Origin of the sequence: Flavobacterium nackdongense (assembly GCF_004355225.1) — a bacterium.
GTDB lineage: Bacteria > Bacteroidota > Bacteroidia > Flavobacteriales > Flavobacteriaceae > Flavobacterium > Flavobacterium nackdongense.
The window spans coordinates 3,723,166-3,743,737 of the sequence record NZ_CP037933.1 but is presented as its reverse complement, the minus strand read 5'-3'; the positions used below and the strand labels follow the sequence as shown (position 1 = coordinate 3,743,737).

General features: G+C 35.3%; 17 protein-coding genes. 10 read left to right on the top strand and 7 right to left on the bottom strand.

The features are described 5' to 3' along the window. Positions 1-65 precede the first annotated feature (65 nt). The 3 genes from E1750_RS16145 to E1750_RS16135 all read right to left on the bottom strand — a co-directional run bounded on the left by E1750_RS16145 (position 66) and on the right by E1750_RS16135 (position 3,852). Positions 66-974, bottom strand: coding sequence for a hypothetical protein (locus tag E1750_RS16145; protein ID WP_133277761.1), 909 nt, complete (start codon positions 972-974; stop codon positions 66-68). A gap of 249 nt (positions 975-1,223) precedes the next feature. Beyond that, positions 1,224-2,441: a site-specific integrase gene (locus E1750_RS16140; RefSeq protein WP_133277760.1), complete on the bottom strand. Its 1,218-nt coding sequence runs from the start codon at positions 2,439-2,441 to the stop codon at positions 1,224-1,226. A 298-nt stretch (positions 2,442-2,739) separates the two neighbouring features. Further along, on the bottom strand, positions 2,740-3,852 hold the full coding sequence (locus tag E1750_RS16135) for a lactonase family protein (protein ID WP_133277759.1): 1,113 nt from the start codon (positions 3,850-3,852) through the stop codon (positions 2,740-2,742). A 139-nt stretch (positions 3,853-3,991) separates the two neighbouring features. Between E1750_RS16135 and E1750_RS16130 the strand changes: the two genes are divergently transcribed. The 4 genes from E1750_RS16130 to E1750_RS16115 all read left to right on the top strand — a co-directional run bounded on the left by E1750_RS16130 (position 3,992) and on the right by E1750_RS16115 (position 8,464). Then, the gene (locus tag E1750_RS16130; protein WP_133277758.1) at positions 3,992-5,920 is read left to right on the top strand and encodes a vWA domain-containing protein; all 1,929 of its coding nucleotides are present in this window, start codon (positions 3,992-3,994) and stop codon (positions 5,918-5,920) included. Positions 5,921-6,120: 200 nt separating this feature from the next. Beyond that, a complete protein-coding gene (locus E1750_RS16125; protein ID WP_133277757.1) occupies positions 6,121-7,374 on the top strand; it encodes a dihydroorotase in 1,254 nt (417 codons plus the stop codon). 115 nt (positions 7,375-7,489) lie between these two features. Then, a complete protein-coding gene (locus E1750_RS16120; RefSeq protein ID WP_133277756.1) occupies positions 7,490-7,819 on the top strand; it encodes a hypothetical protein in 330 nt (109 codons plus the stop codon). Positions 7,820-7,822: 3 nt separating this feature from the next. Beyond that, positions 7,823-8,464 (top strand): alpha/beta hydrolase, encoded by a 642-nt coding sequence (locus E1750_RS16115; protein WP_133277755.1) that lies wholly within the window; start codon positions 7,823-7,825, stop codon positions 8,462-8,464. Between the two features lie 245 nt (positions 8,465-8,709). Here the strand turns inward: E1750_RS16115 and E1750_RS16110 are convergent, their stop codons facing one another. Genes E1750_RS16110 through E1750_RS16100 form a run of 3 tightly spaced genes read right to left on the bottom strand, consistent with a single transcriptional unit; the run spans position 8,710 to position 11,478 of the window. After that, on the bottom strand, positions 8,710-9,369 hold the full coding sequence (locus E1750_RS16110; protein WP_133277754.1) for a tetratricopeptide repeat protein: 660 nt from the start codon (positions 9,367-9,369) through the stop codon (positions 8,710-8,712). 30 nt (positions 9,370-9,399) lie between these two features. Continuing rightward, a complete protein-coding gene (locus tag E1750_RS16105; RefSeq protein WP_133277753.1) occupies positions 9,400-10,518 on the bottom strand; it encodes a GTP cyclohydrolase in 1,119 nt (372 codons plus the stop codon). A 24-nt stretch (positions 10,519-10,542) separates the two neighbouring features. Further along, the gene (locus tag E1750_RS16100) at positions 10,543-11,478 is read right to left on the bottom strand and encodes a transporter (RefSeq protein ID WP_133277752.1); all 936 of its coding nucleotides are present in this window, start codon (positions 11,476-11,478) and stop codon (positions 10,543-10,545) included. Positions 11,479-11,601: 123 nt separating this feature from the next. Between E1750_RS16100 and E1750_RS16095 the strand changes: the two genes are divergently transcribed. Genes E1750_RS16095 through E1750_RS16075 form a run of 6 tightly spaced genes read left to right on the top strand, consistent with a single transcriptional unit; the run spans position 11,602 to position 17,859 of the window. Continuing rightward, positions 11,602-11,883, top strand: coding sequence for a DUF4834 family protein (locus E1750_RS16095; protein WP_133278172.1), 282 nt, complete (start codon positions 11,602-11,604; stop codon positions 11,881-11,883). A 44-nt stretch (positions 11,884-11,927) separates the two neighbouring features. After that, positions 11,928-14,342: a YfhO family protein gene (locus E1750_RS16090; protein ID WP_133277751.1), complete on the top strand. Its 2,415-nt coding sequence runs from the start codon at positions 11,928-11,930 to the stop codon at positions 14,340-14,342. A 42-nt stretch (positions 14,343-14,384) separates the two neighbouring features. After that, positions 14,385-14,546: a hypothetical protein gene (locus E1750_RS17805; protein ID WP_165698067.1), complete on the top strand. Its 162-nt coding sequence runs from the start codon at positions 14,385-14,387 to the stop codon at positions 14,544-14,546. Then, entirely contained in the window at positions 14,546-15,013 is a 468-nt protein-coding gene (locus E1750_RS16085; protein WP_133277750.1) for a DUF6036 family nucleotidyltransferase, read from the top strand. The genes E1750_RS17805 and E1750_RS16085 overlap by 1 nt, the downstream gene beginning before the upstream one ends. After that, positions 15,010-16,347, top strand: coding sequence for a glycosyltransferase family 4 protein (locus E1750_RS16080; RefSeq protein WP_133277749.1), 1,338 nt, complete (start codon positions 15,010-15,012; stop codon positions 16,345-16,347). The genes E1750_RS16085 and E1750_RS16080 overlap by 4 nt, the downstream gene beginning before the upstream one ends. Before the next feature lie 15 nt (positions 16,348-16,362). Then, on the top strand, positions 16,363-17,859 hold the full coding sequence (locus E1750_RS16075) for a lipopolysaccharide biosynthesis protein (RefSeq protein ID WP_133277748.1): 1,497 nt from the start codon (positions 16,363-16,365) through the stop codon (positions 17,857-17,859). A 238-nt stretch (positions 17,860-18,097) separates the two neighbouring features. On the opposite strand, the gene E1750_RS16070 is transcribed toward E1750_RS16075, so the two are convergent. After that, complete coding sequence (locus E1750_RS16070; RefSeq protein ID WP_133277747.1) at positions 18,098-20,506, bottom strand: alpha-ketoacid dehydrogenase subunit alpha/beta; 2,409 nt, start codon at positions 20,504-20,506, stop codon at positions 18,098-18,100. Between the last annotated feature and the right edge of the window lie 66 nt (positions 20,507-20,572).

Below are 20,572 nucleotides of genomic sequence, written 5' to 3'. Positions count from 1 at the left end.
GTGCAAATGTGAGAAGTAGTAAAAAGTCTTTTAGTCCCCACTTGGTCTCCAGGGGACCATTTTGTTTAAAGCAATTTGTCGATGTCCAGTCTTTTATGGGTGTTCGGACGTTTATCCTCTTTGGAAGGTTTGAGGATTGTTTTGACTGTTAGGGGACTTATTTCTTTACCCTCCTTATCCAAGAAGGAATTTACAATCCAATCCGCTAGATCGTTTGTGTTTTCGTCAATATAAGGTTTGCCATCAATAAAAAGTTCGCGATTCAATTGGTAAAACATATCTACTAATTGGTTGAGATTTCCATTGAATTTTAGTTTTTTGTTTGGTATTGGACTGCTTAATTTTAGTTTTTGAGCTTCTTCAATTGCCGCTTGTATTTTTTGTAAGGCATAAATATTCTCTATTTCTTTGGTGCATTGTGCATCATAAAACGGTGTCTTTTGATTGATAAACTCAATATTAGCTTGTTGATATTCAAACATTTCTTTTGTTAACAACAATATTTTTTGATTGTCATCATTGATATTATCCAACTGCTTTTTTAACTCATAAAATGAAAAATGACGGTCTTCACTTTCTGCATTAATGAATTTTTTAGGAGTTTTTACTACTGGTTCTTTTACTCTGGAAGATTGCAGCTCTGTTCGTTTTTTCTCGATTAAAAAATACAATTTATTGTATCTACTCATTGCTGTTTTGGAGCTAAAAAAGGCTTCATTATTGGCTAATAATTTTTCGAGTTTACATATCCATATTTCCGGGTTCTTTACCTGGTTGAATTGATAATCTATAAATGCAGGAAATTGAGATTGTTTGAGTTCTAGAATTTTAGCAATTAAAGCATTGCAATAGTTTTGAATAGTAATTTTGTCCTCAACGATTATATCAAATAAAGGATTTTTGGCCAGAGCCGCAGGCACTGCCAATAATTCTACAAACGGAGCTGTTTGCATATTTTGATCCTTTGAATTCAAATTTTAATATGTTTTTTTTGGTTTTCATTTAGTATTGAAAGGTAATTAAAAGCGGTTTTAAATTGGTTGCTTTTTGGAAGTCCTAGTGTTTTCTACTAGAGTTCGTTTATCACTCGTTTCGAATGCTTTAAAAATTACTTGTTTACTTTGTCGTAAAGTTATAAAATAAAAAAAATCCTTGTTAAAGGATTTTAGTTGAAGTTATTAACAATCGTTTAAGGTCAATAAAATAGGCTATTGACACGTTTTTTAAAAAATATAGTTGTCAACTGCCTTGTCCAATTCTTCGCTGATGATTTTGGCATAAATCTGTGTAGTACTGATTTCTTTATGATCCATCAATTTAGAAACGTGCTCAATTCTCATTCCATTATTTAAAGCATTGGTGGCAAAGCTGTGACGGCTTAAATGAAATGAAAGCGAAAAGGGTAATTTCATTTCTTTTCCAATTTTTCTCAAATAGGTATTACAAAGTACATTTCCGCTTTCGATGATTTTATGCTTGGTTTCTTCGTTTTTGAAATACAATTCTTTGTTCTTGACAATCGGAAAAATAAAATCGTCTTCGAGTGCATTTTCTTTTTGATATTTGGCAAGGATATTCAGGGCAACACTACCCATTTTGAACTGATGCAAGCGAGAAGTTTTTCGGATTACCTTTTTGATTCGGCTTTCCTCAACGTTGAAGTGTTGGTGTTGTAAATCGACCACATCGCTAAAACGCAAACCACCAGCATAAATCGAAAATACAAACATATCACGAGCAATTTCCGAAATAGATCCTGGAGCGAAATTTAAGTTTAATAAACCTTGTATTTGTTCTTTGCTCAAAAAGGAACGAGAGCTGTTATTTCGTGTTAATTTGATTTTGCTGAACGGATACATATGTGGCGGAATAATATCCTCTTTAATCGCTTCTTTGAACATAATTGCCAAGATGATTATCTTTTGGCGTTGTGTGGTATTGGTATTTTTCTTCACATTACTTAAATGACTAATGTAGTCCATTAACACTGAAACAGTAATGTCATCGAAATAAATATCCCGAGTTCCTAAATACTCTTCAAATTTTTTGATATTTCCGTAATATGCTCTATGAGAACTTACAGCAAGGTTTCCTTTGATTTTTTCGCATCTTTTGTAAGCATAATCAAAAAAATTAGGCACTTCTTTTCCTTTGATGGCTTCCTTGATTTTGTTTATCGAAACGGATTTTACTTTGCGCTCCAGGTCGGCAAGCTGCCCTTCAGCATCTGCAATCTTTTGAGATAATGAAGCGTTCATTCTTGCGCTATTAGGATGATTCTTTTTTACCTTCTGTTTTGCCTCATCCCACTCGTTCTCTTTGAGCTTCACTCCAGCAGTGATAAATTTCGTTTTTCTGTCTTTTATAACTCGAATGTATAGAGGACTGTGACCTGTTTGGTCAGCTTGATGGGTTCTGAGGATTAATTTAATTGAAGCCATAAGATTTGGAATTTAGAAATGTTGTACTATCTTTACAAAATAATGCAAAGTGGTGAAAGCCTTGTAAACACTAGCATTTCATTCGGGTGCATCGTGTTACGAAGGTACAACATTAGGTACAACAAAACAAGTATTTCATTGCTTTTTGTTGCTTAAATTTGCTCTGATGATTTTAGTAAAGTCAATAAATACAATACTTTAAGTGCAAAGTAGGACTTGGAGTAAAAATGATTTGATAACCGCAGATTCGCAGATTTTCAATTGATTAAAAATCTGCGAATTTACGGTTAAAAAAAATTTAAATTTTCGTAAATACTAAGCAAACTGGAGAACACAACTCAATCTTTTTTCCAGTATTAGTAAGCATTCCTGTAGTTTTATCTCTTTTGAAAATTACAATTTCATTGGTGTATTGATGTCCTATCAGTAGAAAATTTCCTGTTGGATCAATATTGAAATTTCGAGGACCTTTTCCTAAAGTGCTGGTTCTTTGCACGAATTCTAATTTCCCTTTTTTCAAAATCTTGAATGCCGAAATATCATTGGCAGTTCCGCGATTGGTGGCGTATAAAAATTTTCCGTCAGGCGAAATATGAATGTCGGCCGCTCCAATATCTCCTTTGAAGTCAGCAGCAATCACGGTGGTTTCACTCACTTTTTCCAACATTCCTTTGGCATATGTTAAGGAAGATATTGTACCATCTAATTCTTGTAAAACATAAACGAATTTACCATCTTTACTGAAGATTAAATGTCGTGGACCGCTTCCGGGTTTCAGGTCAATACTACTTTTGAGGGTTAAAACTTCCGTCGTTGCATTTGGATTATAATCGTAGACATACACCTTGTCAGTCCCTAAATCATTGGCCAAAACATACTTTTTATCTGGCGAAAAATACACCATATGAGCGTGAGGCGCTTCTTGCCTTTTGGCATTAATGCTTTTTCCGGTGTGTTGCACCACTTGCTTCACTTCGCCAACACTTCCATCATTATTTTTAGCCAAAACCGAGATATTACCACTAGAATAATTGGCCGTAATTATAGTATTATCATCATTAATTACATAACAAGGATTTAAAGCGTTTACATTTTTAAAATTTACAAAATTCAACTTTCCGCTTTTCGAATCGAATCCAAACGCACTAACGGAACTTTTTTTATCGTTTTCGCTTACCGAATAGACAAATTTGTTGTCTTTGGAAACCGTTAAATAACTGGGATTTAAAATATTTTCAGTATTGCTTTTAAGACTAAAATCACCTGTATTGGAATCGAATTCGTAAACATAAATTCCTTTGCTATCGCAAGGTTTGGTGTAGGTTCCTACAATTAAATTGAATTTGTTTTCCTGTGCTTGCAATGTAGTGAAAGCAAAAATAAAAAGAAGTACTGCGTGAATATTTTTCATGATTTTATATTATTTCAAGTTTTTTTAGTGATTATCCTTTAATACCATTCTCCAAATATAATCTAAATTCCTTCAATTTCTGAAATCGAAATCTGAAATCTAAAATCAAAATACTATCTTTGACAAACTTAAAAGTAGAATGCAATTCAAACACCCGGAAATCCTCTATTTTCTTTTCTTGTTGGTTATTCCAATTCTGGTTCATTTATTTCAATTGCGACGATTCAAAAAGGAATATTTCACGAATGTCCGTTTCCTTACAGCCCTTTCCATACAAACCCGAAAGAGTTCCAAAATCAAAAAATGGTTGCTTCTAGCGACACGTTTACTATTGTTAACCTCCATTATTATTGCTTTTGCCCAACCTTTTTTCAAAGCCAAAGACACTAAAAACAGTTCGAACGAAATGTATATCGTTTTGGACAATTCCTTTTCGATGCAAGCCAAAGGTCAAAAAGGGGAATTGCTGAAAAGAGCCGTTCAGGAATTACTCGAAAACACACCCGAAAATCAAACTTTTTCCCTGATTACCAATTCCGAAACCTTTTGGAATACCGATATCAAATCCATTCGAACCGAATTACAAAACCTAAAATACAGTGCCCTTCCGTTCCAATTGGAAAGCGCAATGGCAAAAATTAAATCCCGGAAATCAGCTTTCAACAAAGATATTGTTGTGATTACGGATGCCGTTGGATTGGAACCCAAACAATTAAAAAGTATTGACAGCGATTTCAATACCTATTTCATTATTCCAGAAGCGGAACAACAAAATAATACTTCGATTGACAGCGTTTTTATTCATCAAACTCTGGATGATTTCTATGAAATTGGCTTGAAATTATCTGCTTTTGGCGAAAAAGGCAAGCAAATTCCAGTGGCTTTATACAATCAAAATAAGTTGATTGCAAAGACTTTGACGAAAATGGAAGCAAAGGAAAAAACCATTTATTTCACCATTCCGAAAAAAGATTTCCACGGTTACGCTTCCATTACTGACAACGGACTGGAATATGACAACAACTTGTATTTCAATATTTCGAAACCTAAAAAAAACAACATCATCAGCATTGGACAACCCGAAAAATCGAACTTTTTATCCCGAATTTACACCAATGACGAATTCACTTTCAACAATTTTGCGATTGAAACTTTGGATTATAATGCGCTCGAAAAACAAAATACCATTGTCTTAAACGAACTCGATGAAATTCCGCAAGCCTTGCAAACCACTTTGAAATCCTTTGTGGAAAAAGGCGGAAATTTGGTTCTTATTCCATCGGCGAAAGCTTCAACTACGAACCTCAATACCTTTTTGAAAATCTTTGGAAACATCCAATTCAAATCTTTGGAAAACAAGGAAAAACTGGTCACTAAAATCAACTTTAATCATCCTTTGTTTAGCGGTGTTTTCGAAAATAAAATCAATAATTTCCAGTATCCAAAAACAAAAACGTCCTTTGGAATTATAGGTTCCAATCCCGCGGCTTTGTATTACGAAGACCAAACTGCATTTTTGACTTCCATCAACAATCCTACTTCTTCCGTTTATATTTTCACAGCTCCAATTGATCTAGAAAACTCCAATTTTCAACAATCGCCTTTGATTGTTCCTACGTTTTACAAAATGGGAATCAACAATCAAAATGATGGTGTAATAGCCTTGAGCATTGGCAATAACAACCCATTTTTGGTTGACGCCACTTTATCCAAAGATGAAATTTTGAAAGTCAAAAACGAGACTGAAACCTTTATTCCGGTGCAGCAAATTCTGAACGACAAATTAAAATTGACATTTAATGATTTTCCGGAACAAGCTGGTAATTTTGAAATTTACAATCAAAATGAACGTTTACAAAACATCAGTTTTAACTACAATAGAACCGAAAGTGATTTGGCTCAAGCCAATAACGAAGCACTTTCCGATTATAAAACCATCGATTCTATCGACACCGTTTTCAATAGCCTACAAACCGACCGAACTGACAATCAAATTTGGAAATGGTTTGTTATATTTGCATTGCTTTTTCTGCTAACCGAAATGGCAATTATACGATTCGTAAAGTAAAAACGTTAGATGCAATTAAAATAAAATTAAACACATAGAAACATAGAAAAAAAGAATGAGATAGCCCAATTCTTGGGTTCGCATAGCTATGATTTTCTCAAATAAAGTGAATCGTCTTTTATAATTATTTTAAAACTATGTTTCTATGCGTTTAAAAACAGAACGTGAATTACATCTCAGGTTTCAAATAAATAAATATTATGAACACAATCATCCGGGAAGCCAAAATTATCGATTCCGAAAGTCCTTTTCACAACCAAACCGTTGATATTTTAATTGTTGATGGCAGCATCAAAAAAATGGGAACTTCGCTTCCCAACACAGTTAATGCCGAGGAAGTAAAGCTCGACAATTTGCACGTTTCACAAGGTTGGTTTGACAGCAGTGTTTCGCTTGGCGAACCTGGTTTTGAAGACCGCGAAACCATTGCAAACGGTTTGAATGTTGCCGCAAAAAGTGGCTTCACGGCTATTGCTTTGCAACCCAACTCCTACCCGATTATCGACAATCAATCGCAAGTAAATTTTGTAAAAAGCAAAGCCAATGGTTTTGCAACGGAACTTTTCCCAATTGGTGCTTTGACCAAAGAAAGCGAAGGAAAAGATATGGCGGAATTGTTCGATATGAAAAATGCGGGCGCTATAGCTTTTGGCGATTACAACAAGAGTTTAGAAAATGCCAATTTGCTAAAAATAGCTTTGCAATATGTTCAGGATTTTGACGGATTGGTTATTGCTTTTGCCCAAGATTCGAACATCAAAGGCAATGGTGTTGCCAATGAAGGCATTGTTTCAACAAGATTGGGATTGAAAGGAATTCCAGATTTAGCGGAAGAATTGCAAATTGCCAGAAACTTGTTTTTACTCGAATATACGGGCGGAAAACTACATATTCCAACCATTTCTACTGCAAAATCGGTACAATTAATCAAAGAAGCCAAAGCCAAAGGATTAAAAGTGACTTGCAGCGTTGCCGTGCATCATTTGGTTTTAACCGATGAAAAACTGGAAAATTTCGATACCCGATGCAAAGTTTCTCCTCCGTTGCGAACAGAAACTGATAGACAAGCCTTGCTTGCCGGAATTTTAGACAATACGATTGACATCATTACAACCGACCATAATCCGATTGACATTGAACACAAAAAAATGGAATTTGATTTGGCCAAAAACGGAACAATCGGTTTGGAAAGTGCTTTTGGAGCCTTATCAACCGTTCTGCCTTTGGAAAAAGTAATTGAAAAATTGACTTCTGGAAAAACTACTTTTGGCGTCGAAAAACAAACCATTTCCAAAGGAAAAATCGCTAACTTTAGTTTGTTCAATCCTGAAGGAAAAAGCATTTTTACAAACGAAAATATTTTATCCAAATCTAAAAACTCGGCTTTTCTTGGAACAGAACTAAAAGGGAAAGTATATGGAATATTCAATCAAGGAAAATTAGTTTTAGGATAAAATTCAAACACAAAGTGCACAAAGAAGGCACAAAGAACACTATTATTAAACTTATATAAAGAAACACTTTGTGAACTTCGTGTAAAAGCTTTGTGAACTTTGTGGTTAAACAAAAATGGAAAACAACAACATCGAAGAGGGAAAAAACGTTGCAATTGTGAGTTACATTACCATTATTGGTGCGATTGCCGCTATTTTTATGAACCAAGACAAGAAAAATACGTTTGCTGCTTTTCATATTCGTCAGGCATTGGGCATATTTATTTCGTTTTTTTTAATCGGATACTTTATAGGCTATTTTGATAGTTGGATGATATCTTCTGCTTTTTATGTTTTTTATTTTATTCTATGGGTTTATGGGTTTCTTGGAGCATTACAAGGTCAGATGAAACTGATTCCTTTATTGGGAGAACAATTCCAAAAAATATTTAAAAATATCGAATAAAATATGAAATTATCACTCGAATATCTCGTAAAAGAACCCAAAATAAAACTGGACAAAAATCCGCTTTTACTCCTAATTCACGGTTACGGAAGCAACGAACAAGATTTATTTTCATTCGCCGCGGAACTTCCAGGCGAGTATTATATTGTTTCGGCGCGCGCTCCCTACGATATTCAATACGGAAGTTATGCTTGGTATGCCATCAACTTTGATGCCGATGAAAACAAATTTTCTGATAATGAGCAAGCTAAAACTTCGAGAGATTTAATTGCTAAATTCATTGATGAATTAGAAGCAAATTATCCAATTGATGCTAAAAATGTGACTTTAATTGGCTTTAGCCAAGGAGCTATTTTGAGTTATGCCGTGGCACTTTCGCATCCCGAAAAAGTGCAAAGAGTTGTGGCAATGAGTGGATATATTAATCCAGAGATCTTAGAAGAAAATCATCTGAAAAACTCCTTTTCGAATCTTAAAATATTCACTTCTCACGGAACGGTAGACCAAGTAATTCCTGTGGAATGGGGCCGAAAGGCAAAACCTTTTTTGGAGAATTTAGGCATCAATTCAACCTACAAAGAATACCCAATTGGTCACGGTGTTTCGCCACAAAATTTTTATGATTTCAAGCATTGGCTACTTTAATAAATTTAGCAGTGTTCCTTTCCGATAGCTATCGGAATTAGTAATCAGTTTGACTAGAAACAGAAAAACCTTTCGTTGATTTGAAAGATTTTTTTTGCAGTTATACCCAACCTAATTTTTTTAAATCCAATCTGGCGAGTCCGTTTGTAAGCTGTAATCATCTCTACTTTCATCTTAGCTGATCTTAAGTACTAAATAATAGCCTGTAGTTTAACTTTTTTGTAGACTTTTTGGTATTGGTTTTTTTATTTCTTCAAAAACTGATCTAGTGGAACTAGCTTATTTTTTCCTGCGTTGAACATTTTATCTGAAAGTGCTTGGGCATCTGTTATCATATTTTTTGTCAGTCCGCTTGTTTTCGTAATATTTTGTTTGGCAGTATTCTCTGGTGATGGGTCAATTTGAATGGAAAGTAAAAGTAGTGCTACTCCAGCAGTTTTGTTCACTTTTACGCCATCGCCACGAATATAAAGCATTCCCAAATTACCAATAGCCAAGCCATCATTTTGTACCGCAGCTTTACGATACCAATAATTGGCTTTTGCAAAGTTAACGGGTGCTCCTTTACCATTTTCATAAAGAACTCCTAAGTTGTATTGGGCTGCAGAACTTCCCGCTGTAGATGCTTTTGTATACCAAGCCAAGGCTTCTTTTTCATTTTTTTTTACGCCTATTCCATTTTCATACATCAATGCTAGATTGTACTGAGAGTTCAGGTGTCCTTCTTTGGCTCCCAATAAGAATTTTTGATAGGCTTGGGGTAAGTTATTGGCTTCGTACGCCGCAAGACCTGCATTAAAATTCTTGTTGTTGTCTTTGGCTTGCCCTATTGCGCTTGAAGTTACTATAATAAAGACAAAAAAACAAAGGAATAAATGGAATAATTGGTGGTTGATTTTTTTCAAAATAGTGGTTGTATTTTTTTTGCAATTTTTTTAAAGCTTCTTCATAAACGTCTTCCTTCTACAATGAATTCGCGGATCGAAGTTTTTCCATAGATTATGAATGGCGTGATTCTCTTCCAATTCAGGAGTTCGGATGCAATTGACGATTCCTTTTTCACTGAAGGTTTTGAAATATTCATCAAAAATAATGGCCGTAACGCCTTTACTTTGATATTCAGGATGAACTCCAATTAGATAAAAAACAACGTCTTTACTGTCTTTTCTGGCTTTGAGCAAATGATAAAATCCAAAAGGAAATAGTTTGCCTTGAGCTTTCTGCAATGCTTCTGAAAAACTAGGCATTACGATACTGAAAGCGACAATATCATTGTTTTTATCCATTACAAATTTGATGTATTCCGGATTGATAAAACTGATGTATTTCTTCTTGAAATAGTCTTTTTGAACGTCGGTTATGGCCACAAACGATGATAAATTAGCATAAGAACTATTAAACAAATCAAACATTTTGTCCACATACGGCATAATGTCTTTGGTTTTGGTAAAATTCAAACTCGTCAGTTCGTATCGCTTTTTGATGAGTGCTTGTGCTTTCAAAAAGAATTCAGGTTTTACATTCGAAAACGGAAAAATACTTTCGATGTATTCTTTCTCTTTTACAAATCCGAGTTGTTCTAAATGGGCCGCAAAATACGGATGATTGTACCAAGTAATCATGGTGCCCATTTCGTCGAAACCTTCGGTAAGAACTCCTACTTTGTCTAAGTTGGAGAAACCCATTGGCCCTTCTATGTGATCCAAATTGTTTTTTCTTCCTAATTCATACGCTTTTTCGAGTAAAGCTTTGGTCACTTCGATGTCGTCAATTACATCGAACCAACCGAAACGCACTTTCTTTTTGTGTTGGTTGTTGACTTCGCCCCAATTGATAATGGCGGCAATTCGTCCCACGATTTCATTGTTTTGATAAGCCAAATAAAAATAAGCTTCGGCACTTTCGAATGCAGGATTTTTGGTTTTGTCGAAGGATGCCAATTCATCGGCGATGATAGGCGGAACCCAGTATTTATTGTTTTTGTATAAGGAGAAAGGAAATTTGACAAATTCAGTCATTTCCTTTTTGGTAATAGCTTCTTTTATGGTAATCATTATAGTTTTATTGGGGTTGTAAAATTATCCTTTTTTAGTTTTCTTCGCTCTTCTTTGGGCCTTTTTATCCGAATCTCCCGTATCTACTTTCATTCGTACTTCTTTGTAACCCGCATCATAACGCCAAGAAAATCCAATTCCACCATAAAGTATCGAGGGAGTGTCTTTCAAACTAGTGCTTATCGAAGCATCAACTTGCAAATCATCGTGAATCAGATAAGCAGCTCCGCCACGAACTATGGTATCACTATAAAAATCACTCTTATAGCCTTGATTTTCGACAAAACCCGACCATTTTCGGCTGAACCCTTTGGTCAGCGTAATCCCGTAACCATAACTTGGATAATCAGTCCCAATGTAATCGGCAATAATATTGGTCACAAAAACCCAACTGCCATCACCAAAATGATTTTGGGTAATCAAGGCAACTTTGGGAGAAATGGCTGCATCTGGAGAAAAATAATACGGATTGTCTGCTAGGAAAAAATTGGCTCCGGCAAAGACCGAAACGGCAGGGATAAATTGATGCCAATTGAAGGCGTGATTGGCTTTCCAGCTATAGACATTGACGTTTTTTTCGTAGTTTTTGAAAGGATCATAAATCAGATATTTCGCTCCCAAAATGGTTTGTTTGAACGCTGATTTCTCAGGAAATGCAATGGCAGGGTTAAAGAATTCGTATTGGTATTGTACATCGGCAATGAATTCCAATCGTTCTAAAAACATACCATATCGCAACGTCAAATCGATTCCGAAACCGCTGGCATCATAATTTAGAATACTGTGATTTTCTTGGATGCCGTAAATTCCAGATTCAACTTGAATCACCGATTTCCCAACTGAGTATGCCGACATGGTTTCGCCAGGTCTATTCGAATTGATTTGGTCCGTGTGTTGGCCATAATGGAGTAAAGGAAGGATGAAAATTGCTGCAAATAGTAAGCTTTTGATTTTGTACATATCATTATATTTGGTTTGAAAGGGATAACGCATTTCAAATGTACATTATTTTATTATTTATTTAAGAATGATATTTTAATTTTGAACGATGGAATTGTTAATTTTGCTGAAAAATTTTTGATTATGCAAGAGGCTTCTTTTTCAGGATTTATTAGAACATTATTTTACATTATAGCTTTTTATTATATCTTTCGGTTTTTGGTGCGTTTGTTTTTTCCCATTGTAGTCAAAAAAGTAGTGGAAAAAGCGGGCGAAAATTTCCAAAAACAATACCAACAGGCTCAGGGAAATTCTTGGCAAAAAACGTCTAATAACGACGAAATCATAATCGATACAGCCAATGCCAAGAAAACTCGCGAAACCAAAAAAGTGGGGGAATATGTTGATTACGAAGAAATCGATTAAGCCCTGGAACACAAAACCATAAACCATAAACTCCAACCGATTACATGAAGCAACTTCAAAAGTTCTATCCGCACGCTCTTGTCCTACTTGGATTTGTATTAATTTCTCTCATTTATTTTTATCCTGTATTGCAAGGAAAACAAATTTCTCAATCGGACATTGTTCAATTTACCGGAATGGCAAAAGAGCAAAATGATTTTAGAGCTTCAGATCATCAGGAGCCGTATTGGACCAACTCCGCTTTTGGAGGGATGCCAACCTATCAATTGGGAGCCAAATATCCGCATGATTATGTTGGAATGTTAGATGATGCCATTCGATTTTTACCTCGTCCAGCCGATTATTTATTCTTGTATTTTCTTAGTTTTTACGGATTGCTTTTGGTTTTGAAAGTAGATCCGCTCAAAGCTTTTTTCGGTGCGCTAGCCTTTGGGTTTTCTACTTATTTAATCATTATTCTTGGCGTGGGGCATAATGCCAAAGCCCATGCCATTGGTTATATGCCTCTAGTTATCGCGGGTATTATTATGGTTTTTCAAAAGAAATACATTTGGGGTGGACTATTGACTATGTTCGCAGTTGCATTAGAAATCAATGCCAACCACTTTCAAATGACCTATTATTTGTTGATTTTGGTATTAATACTTTCGGGTTATTTTCTGTACAAATTGATCAAAGAAAAAGATTTCAAATCACTTTTATTAGCTACAGGAACATTCATTGTTGCCGGAATTTTTGGTATCGGAGCTAATGCTACTAGTCTTTTGGCAACAGCTGAATATGCTGATTTTAGTATGCGGAGCAAAAGTGAATTAACGTTCAATGCTGATGGATCAAAAAATGAAACCACATCGGCTATGAACTATGATTATATCACGGCTTATAGTTATGGTATTGCCGAAAGTTTTAATCTTATTGCGCCAAGGCTTTTTGGAGGTTCTGGTAATGAACCACTTGGAACTGATAGCAAAACCTATGAGTTTTTGCTTAGCGAAAAAGTACCAGAGGCTCAAGCCGCAGAGTATGTTTCAAGCGGAATGCCCACATATTGGGGAGATCAGCCAGGTGTTTCTGCGCCAGCATATATTGGTGCAGTAGTTTTTTTTCTAGCTGTTTTGGCTTTATTTACAGATAAACGAAAGATAAAATACGCTTTTTTAGGTGGATCAGTAGCCTCTTTACTACTTTCTTGGGGGAAAAACTTTCCGCTTTTGACTGATTTTTTCATTGATTTTGTGCCAGTTTATGATAAATTTAGAGCAGTTTCGTCTATTCAAGTGATTCTTGAATTGTGTATTCCCGTTCTGGCTATTATGGGATTGCATTCTTTTTTCAAATTAGAAAAAGAATTTAGATGGAAAGCTTTGTGGCAATCAGGAGCTGTGAGTCTTGGAATAGTTTTACTTTTATTTTTATGCAAAGGTTTTTTCGATTTTTCTGGAGCTAATGATAGCTATTATTTAGAGAATTATGGTCCACAATTTATTGAAGCGCTCAAATCGGACAGGATGACACTTTATTCCGCAGACTTGCTGCGTTCAGGTTTCTTTATACTAATTTCGGCTGGTGTTTTATGGTTGTTTATAAAAAACAGATTAGCACAAAATACTGCGATAATTTTAGTAGGATTCTTGATGGTTTCGGATTTGTTTTTTGTGGATAAAAAATATGTTGACAGTAAAGATTTTGTCAGTAGCAGAGAAGTCGAAGTGCCTTTTGTAGAAACACCTGCCGATTTTACCATTTTGCAAGACACCAGTAATTTCCGTGTTTTTGATATTGCAGGGCATCTAACGGGCAGAACTCCTTATTTTCATAAATCTATTGGTGGCTATAGTGCTGTGAATCCTAGAAGGATGGAGCAATTATTTAATTATCAAATTTCCAAAAACAATATTGAAATTTTGAATATGCTGAATGTCAAATATGTTATTCAGACCGATTCAACTAATGCTGCGTTTCCAGTTCAAAACCCAAATGCTAATGGAAATGCGTGGTTTGTGAAAAATATAAAATTTGTTCAAACTGCTGACGAAGAAATGAAAGCTTTAGATAAATTAGATACTAAAAATGTGGCAGTTATAAATAGTAAGGAATTTGAAATTAATAATAAGGCTTTCGCCAAAGATAGCTTGGCAGCAATAACTTTAGAATCGTACAAACCAAATCATCTCAAATATACTTCGAATAATACCAATGAAGGTTTAGCTGTTTTTTCAGAAATGTATTATAAAAACGGTTGGAAAGCTACTATCGATGGGAAAGAAATAGGGATTTTAAGAGCAAATTATGCTTTGCGAGCATTACAAATTCCCGCTGGAAAACACACTATTGAATTCAAATTTGAGCCGCAAGTGGTAAAAACGGGCAGTACCATTGCGCTAGTTAGTTCGATTGGAATGTTGTTACTATTTATTGGAGGAATTTATTTTGAGCGAAGAAAAAAGATACAAGAGTAAAGAGAATAGACTAAATGACTTTCTAAAATTGTATATTTGAATATGGAATCACAAAACAAAATAAAAAACATATCTCAAAAAGAAGTGATTACCAAAACTTCTGATTTACAAAAGTTGTATTCTGAAAGGATAGAACGTTTTATGTCGTTGGTTGAACTTTCTTATGCCTTGAAAAATGCCCCTAGAATTATTCAGAAAAAATAATGCTTCAAGAAATTTTTAATATTTGGAAAGTATTCAACGAAATGAATGTTCGTTATTTAACCATTGGTGGTTTGGCCGTAAATATCTATGGTTATACCCGAAATACAGGGGATATTGATATTCTTATAGAAGATACTATCGAAAATAGAAAAAATCTACGTTTGGCTTTTGCTTCGATTGGAATTGGTGATTTTCCTCAAATTGAAACTATGCAATTTGTTGCAGGATTTACAGATTTCACCATTTCTTATGATTTAAGATTGGATGTGATGACTTCAGTTAAAGGATTAGAGAATGAAAATTTTAAAGATCTATTTCAAAATGCAACAATTGTAATTTTACAAGAAGTACCTGTTTATTTTATAGATTATGAAAATTTAATCATTGCCAAAAAATCAGCAAATCGCCCGAAAGATTTATTAGATATTGAAGAGCTTGAAAAAATTAACAAAGATCGTCAAAGATGAAATCAAATCTTGTGGACAATTTAGAGATTCCCCCTTCGGGGGCTAGGGGGCTAAAACTTCTTATCATTACTTATTATTGGCCTCCAGCTGGTGGACCAGGTGTGCAACGTTGGTTGAAATTTGTCAAATATTTACCTGATTTTGGCGTTCAGCCGATTGTTTTTATTCCGGAGAATCCAACCTATCCTATTGTTGACGAGAATTTGATACACGAGGTTTCCAACAAAGTGATTATTCTTAAACATAAGATTTTTGAACCCTATCAATTGGCTTCGTTTCTTTCGAAAAATAAAACCAAGAAAATCAGTTCTGGAATTATTCCAAACCAGAAAAAACAATCCTTTTTAGATAAAGCTTTTCTTTGGATTCGCGGCAACTTGTTTATTCCTGATGCCCGTGTTTTTTGGGTAAAACCTTCGGTGGAATTTTTAGAAAATTACATCAAAGAGAATGAGATTGACACGATTGTCACTTCGGGACCGCCGCACAGTTTGCATCTTATTGGATTGGAATTGAAACAGAAATTGAATCTAAAATGGTTTGCTGATTTTCGTGATCCGTGGACCACAATTGGCTACCACAAATCCTTGCGGTTGTCGAATTATGCAGCCAAAAAACACAAATCATTAGAATATAAAGTACTGAATTCTGCCGATACCATTATCGTCACCAGCAATACTACCAAAACCGAGTTTCAAGCCATTACCACCAAGCCAATCGAAGTGATTACCAACGGTTATGATACCGAAAATGTTGCCAAACAAACATTAGATACAAAATTTACTTTGGCACACATTGGTTCTTTCCTTTCCGAAAGAAATCCGAAATTGCTTTGGGAAGGTTTGGTCGAATTAATCCATGAAGTTCCAGATTTTAAAACCCATTTGGAGATTAAATTGATTGGAGCAGTAAGTCAGGAAGTTTTAGAAACCATTTCTCAATTCGATTTGAATCCGTATTTGAATAATTTGGGATATGTTTCGCATTCCGAAGCGATTGCGCATCAAAGGAAGTCACAAGTTTTATTGCTTATCGAAATCAATTCCGAAGATACCAAAAGTATTATCCCCGGAAAATTGTTCGAATATATGGTTTCGGGCAGGCCTATAGTGGCCATTGGTCCAAAGGGTTCCGACTTTGCCGAAATTATTACCACTACCAACACGGGCGTATTTTTTGATTATTCCGAGAAAATGAAACTAAAAAGTGTACTTTTGGGCTATTATAATCAATATTTGGAAGGAAGACTACAATCGAATGCTGTTGGTTTGCAACAGTATTCCCGAAAAAGTTTGACCAAAAAACTGGTGCAACTTCTAACCTCTAACCTCTAATTTTTTACCTTATTAATGGGAATAGTATTAAATCAGTCCTTTAAAAACACCATAATCACCTACATCGGTTTTGCGATTGGTGGTATCAACACCATTTATTTGTATCCTGTTTTTCTTGGCGCCACCTATTATGCTTTATCGAATTATATTCTTTCGAGTGCCAATGTTATTATGCCCATTTTTGCCATTGGGATGCAAAACACCTTAGTCAAATTCTATTCGCAATACAAAACTAATGAGGAAAGATCTCGGTTTTTATCTTTCACGGTCTTGTTTCCTTTTTTGGCTATCATCCCCGTGTTGATGATAGGGTTTTACTTTTTTGACGAAATTTTGTTGTTTTTATCTAAAAAGAATTTAATAGTAAAAAAATTCATTTGGCTTATTCCGTTTATCGGATTATGTATGGCCTATTTCGAAATTTTTTATGCTTGGCTGCGCGTACACATGCATTCTGTTTTTGGCAATTTTATCAAAGAAGTAGGCCTACGATCGGCTTCCCTATTTTTGTTAATCGGAGTATATTACAATTGGATAACTGTCGAAGGCTTTGTCTATGCCACAGCTGTTGTTTATTTTTTGGCTTTAGTAATAACAATGTTTTATGCTTTTAGTATTCAAAAACCTAAATTTCAGTTTGAAATACCAGAAAACACTAAGGATATTTTGACCTATACCTTCTACATTATCTTATCCGGAAGTGTAGCTAATCTGCTTTTGGATGGCGATAAAATGATTTTAAATCAATATATGAAAATCGAAAATATTGCTTACTATGCGATACCTACGTATATTGCTTTGGTCATCTCGGTTCCAAGTCGTTCGATGCATCAAATCGTTTATCCTATTACAGCAAAGTTAATGCACGAGAATAAACATGATGAAATGAATACCTTATATAAGAAAACCTCTATCAATTTGCAAATGGTGGGCGGTTATGTAATGTTAGGTATTTTTGTAAATATCAATAAATTATACGAACTTATCCTTAATGGACTTAAAACGGAGGACGAAAAATTACTGTATCTCAGCGGTATTCCAGTTGTGTTTATGATAGGATTGTCAAAATATTTCGACTTGATTTTGGGAAATAACAATGCCATTATTTTTAATACGAAATATTATCGAATGGTACTGTTTTTAGGAGTCCTTTTGGTGATTTTAACCATCGGTTTGAATATGATTTTCATACCCATTTATGGCATTATGGGTTCTGCTTTTGCTACCTTATTGTCGATTACGTTATATAGTTTAGCCAAATTACTTTTTGTGGTAAAAAAATTAGATCTATATCCATTTACCAAGCAAACGCTGCATTCATTGGCCTTGACCTTGGTCATTTTTGTGGCTTTTTACGTTTGGGATTTTCCTTTCAATCCGATAATTTCAATTGTGTTGAAATCGATTCTATTGACCCTGGTTTATGTTTATCTTAATTACAAATTTGTAATTTCTATCGAAATCAATCAGGTTATCAATAAGTATATGAAGAAAATGAAATTGATGAAGTAATATATAGAATTCAAATTGCAACTTGTTGATTAGCGACTTTTGATAGGCGAGCGATACCGAAAAGTTGATGAATTTCAGAATTTTTCCTCTGGTTGACTGCCAACAAAAGAAGTAATCACAGCACCTAAGTATCCTCGTTTGTCATTCTGCAGGAATCCCAAAGCTCGTGAGTCGAGATTCCTACGGAATGATAAAAGGCAGAAATTTCAATATCTTTTAATTTTTTGAAAACTTTTCCCTAATACAAATTAGGGTATTTCGTCGGATTTGACTCATTCATCATCCCATACACTTTTTCGAAAATATCTTCAATCGAAGGCTTCGAAAAATAGTCACCATCCGTTCCATAAGCTGGTCTATGCGCTTTGGCTGTAAGGGTTTGTGGTTTGCTGTCTAAATAGTTGTACCCATTTTGGTTTTCGATAATTTCTTGCAAAATGTAAGCCGTTGCTCCGCCGGGAACGTCTTCGTCGATTATTAATAGTCGATTTGTTTTGGCAATACTTTTTACAATATCGTGTTGAACATCGAATGGGAGCAAAGATTGAACGTCTATAATTTCGCAATTGATACCCACTTCCATCAGCTCTTTCGCTGCTGATTCTACCAAGCGTAGGGTCGAACCGTACGAAACTAAGGTGATATCAGTTCCTACTTTTATAGTTTCAACTTCGCCAATTGGAGTTTTGAATTCGCCATAGTTCAAAGGCATTTTTTCTTTTAGTCGATAGCCATTGAGGCATTCGATGACAAGCGCAGGTTCGTCGCATTCTAGCAATGAGTTGTAAAAACCAGCCGCTTTGGTCATATTTCTAGGTACCAAGATATGAATTCCACGAAGCGCATTGATTAACATTCCCATCGGTGAACCTGAATGCCATATTCCTTCCAATCGGTGTCCGCGAGTTCTAATAATTAAGGGCGCTTTTTGCTTTCCAACGGTGCGATATTGCAAGGTTGCCAAATCGTCACTCAAAATTTGGACTCCGTAGAGTAAATAATCTAAATATTGAATTTCGGCGATGGGGCGCAGGCCTCGCAATGCCATTCCAATTCCTTGCCCAATTATGGATGCTTCGCGAATGCCAACATCGGCAACACGGGTCTCGCCAAATTTTTCTTGTAATCCAACTAATCCTTGGTTTACATCGCCAATGCTTCCAGCGTCTTCTCCAAAAATCAATACTTCAGGGTATTTTGTAAAAAGGACATTGAAATTATCACGCAAAATCATTCGCCCATCGGTATCTTCCTTGGCATTGTTTTCATATTCAGGCAATACTTCTGTCACTGAAAACACATTCAAATTGGATTCAGAAAATAGTTTATTGCTAAACTTCGGTTGGTTAAGTTGGATATAATTTAGTATCCACGACGACAGTTCTTGATGTCCATTCTCGTTAATCATCAATCGCAACGCTTTTCGTGCCGTACTGATAACTTCCTTTTTCAAAGGAGATTTTATTTGAGCTAAATTGGTTTTAAGCTTTAGAATTGCTTCTTGATTTTTGCTCGAAGCTGCGATTTTTTCTAATACTTGAATGAGGTCTTTTTGCTCCTCAATAATAGGATTAATGAAGGCGCTCCAAGCTTGATTTTTAGCTTCAAGAACTTCCTTTTTCGTTTCGGCGTCAATCGCTTCAATTTCCTCGGGTGAAGCAATATTGATCGCAATCATCCATAATTTCATTTGCCTGATACAATCAAAATCTCGTTCCCATTGCAATCTGTTGGCATCTTTATAGCGTTCGTGAGAACCCGAACTGGAATGGCCTTGCGGTTGGGTTAATTGGCTTACGTGAATTAAAACCGGAACGTGTTGTTCCCGAGCCAAATCAGCCGCATTTTCATAGGTTTCAATCAAACTAGGGTAGTCCCAACCTTTTACTTTCAGTATTTCGAACCCTTTACTGTTTTCATCTCTTTGATATCCTTTCAGGATTTCAGAAATGTTTTCTTTGGTGGTTTGGTATTTGGCGTGAACCGAAATACCATATTCATCATCCCAAACACTCAAAACGATGGGAACTTGAAGAACGCCAGCAGCATTTATTGTTTCAAAAAATAAGCCTTCAGAAGTACTAGCATTTCCAATGGTTCCCCATGAAATCTCGTTTCCTCCAACAGAAAAATTAGATCGATCCGCTAGTTCTGGAATACTTCGGTAGATGTTTGATGCTTGCGCAAGCCCTAACATTCTAGGCATTTGCGAGGCGGTAGGAGAAATATCGGCGCTGGAATTCTTTTGTTTGGTCAAATCTTTCCAACTTCCATCTTCATTTAAACTATGGGTCACAAAATGACCGCCCATTTGCCTTCCTGCTGACATCGGTTCTTGAGCAATATCGGTATGACCATACAGTCCCGCAAAGAACTGTTGCATAGTCAATTCGCCGATGGCCATCATAAAAGTTTGATCACGATAATAGCCTGAACGAAAATCACCATCTTTGAAAAATTTAGCCATAGCTAATTGTGGGACTTCTTTTCCGTCGCCAAAAATGCCAAATTTAGCTTTTCCGGTGAGCACTTCTTTCCGACCCAATAGGCTACATTCTCTGCTGGTTATAGCAATTTTGTAGTCTTTTAAAACTTCCGTTTTGAAGTCTTCAAAAGTTAAGGCTGAATTGTTTTTTTCTTTTATCATAATACACGAAGTATAACTTTGGTGCAAACTTACTCAAAAAGGAACTATTTTCATAATACATTATAA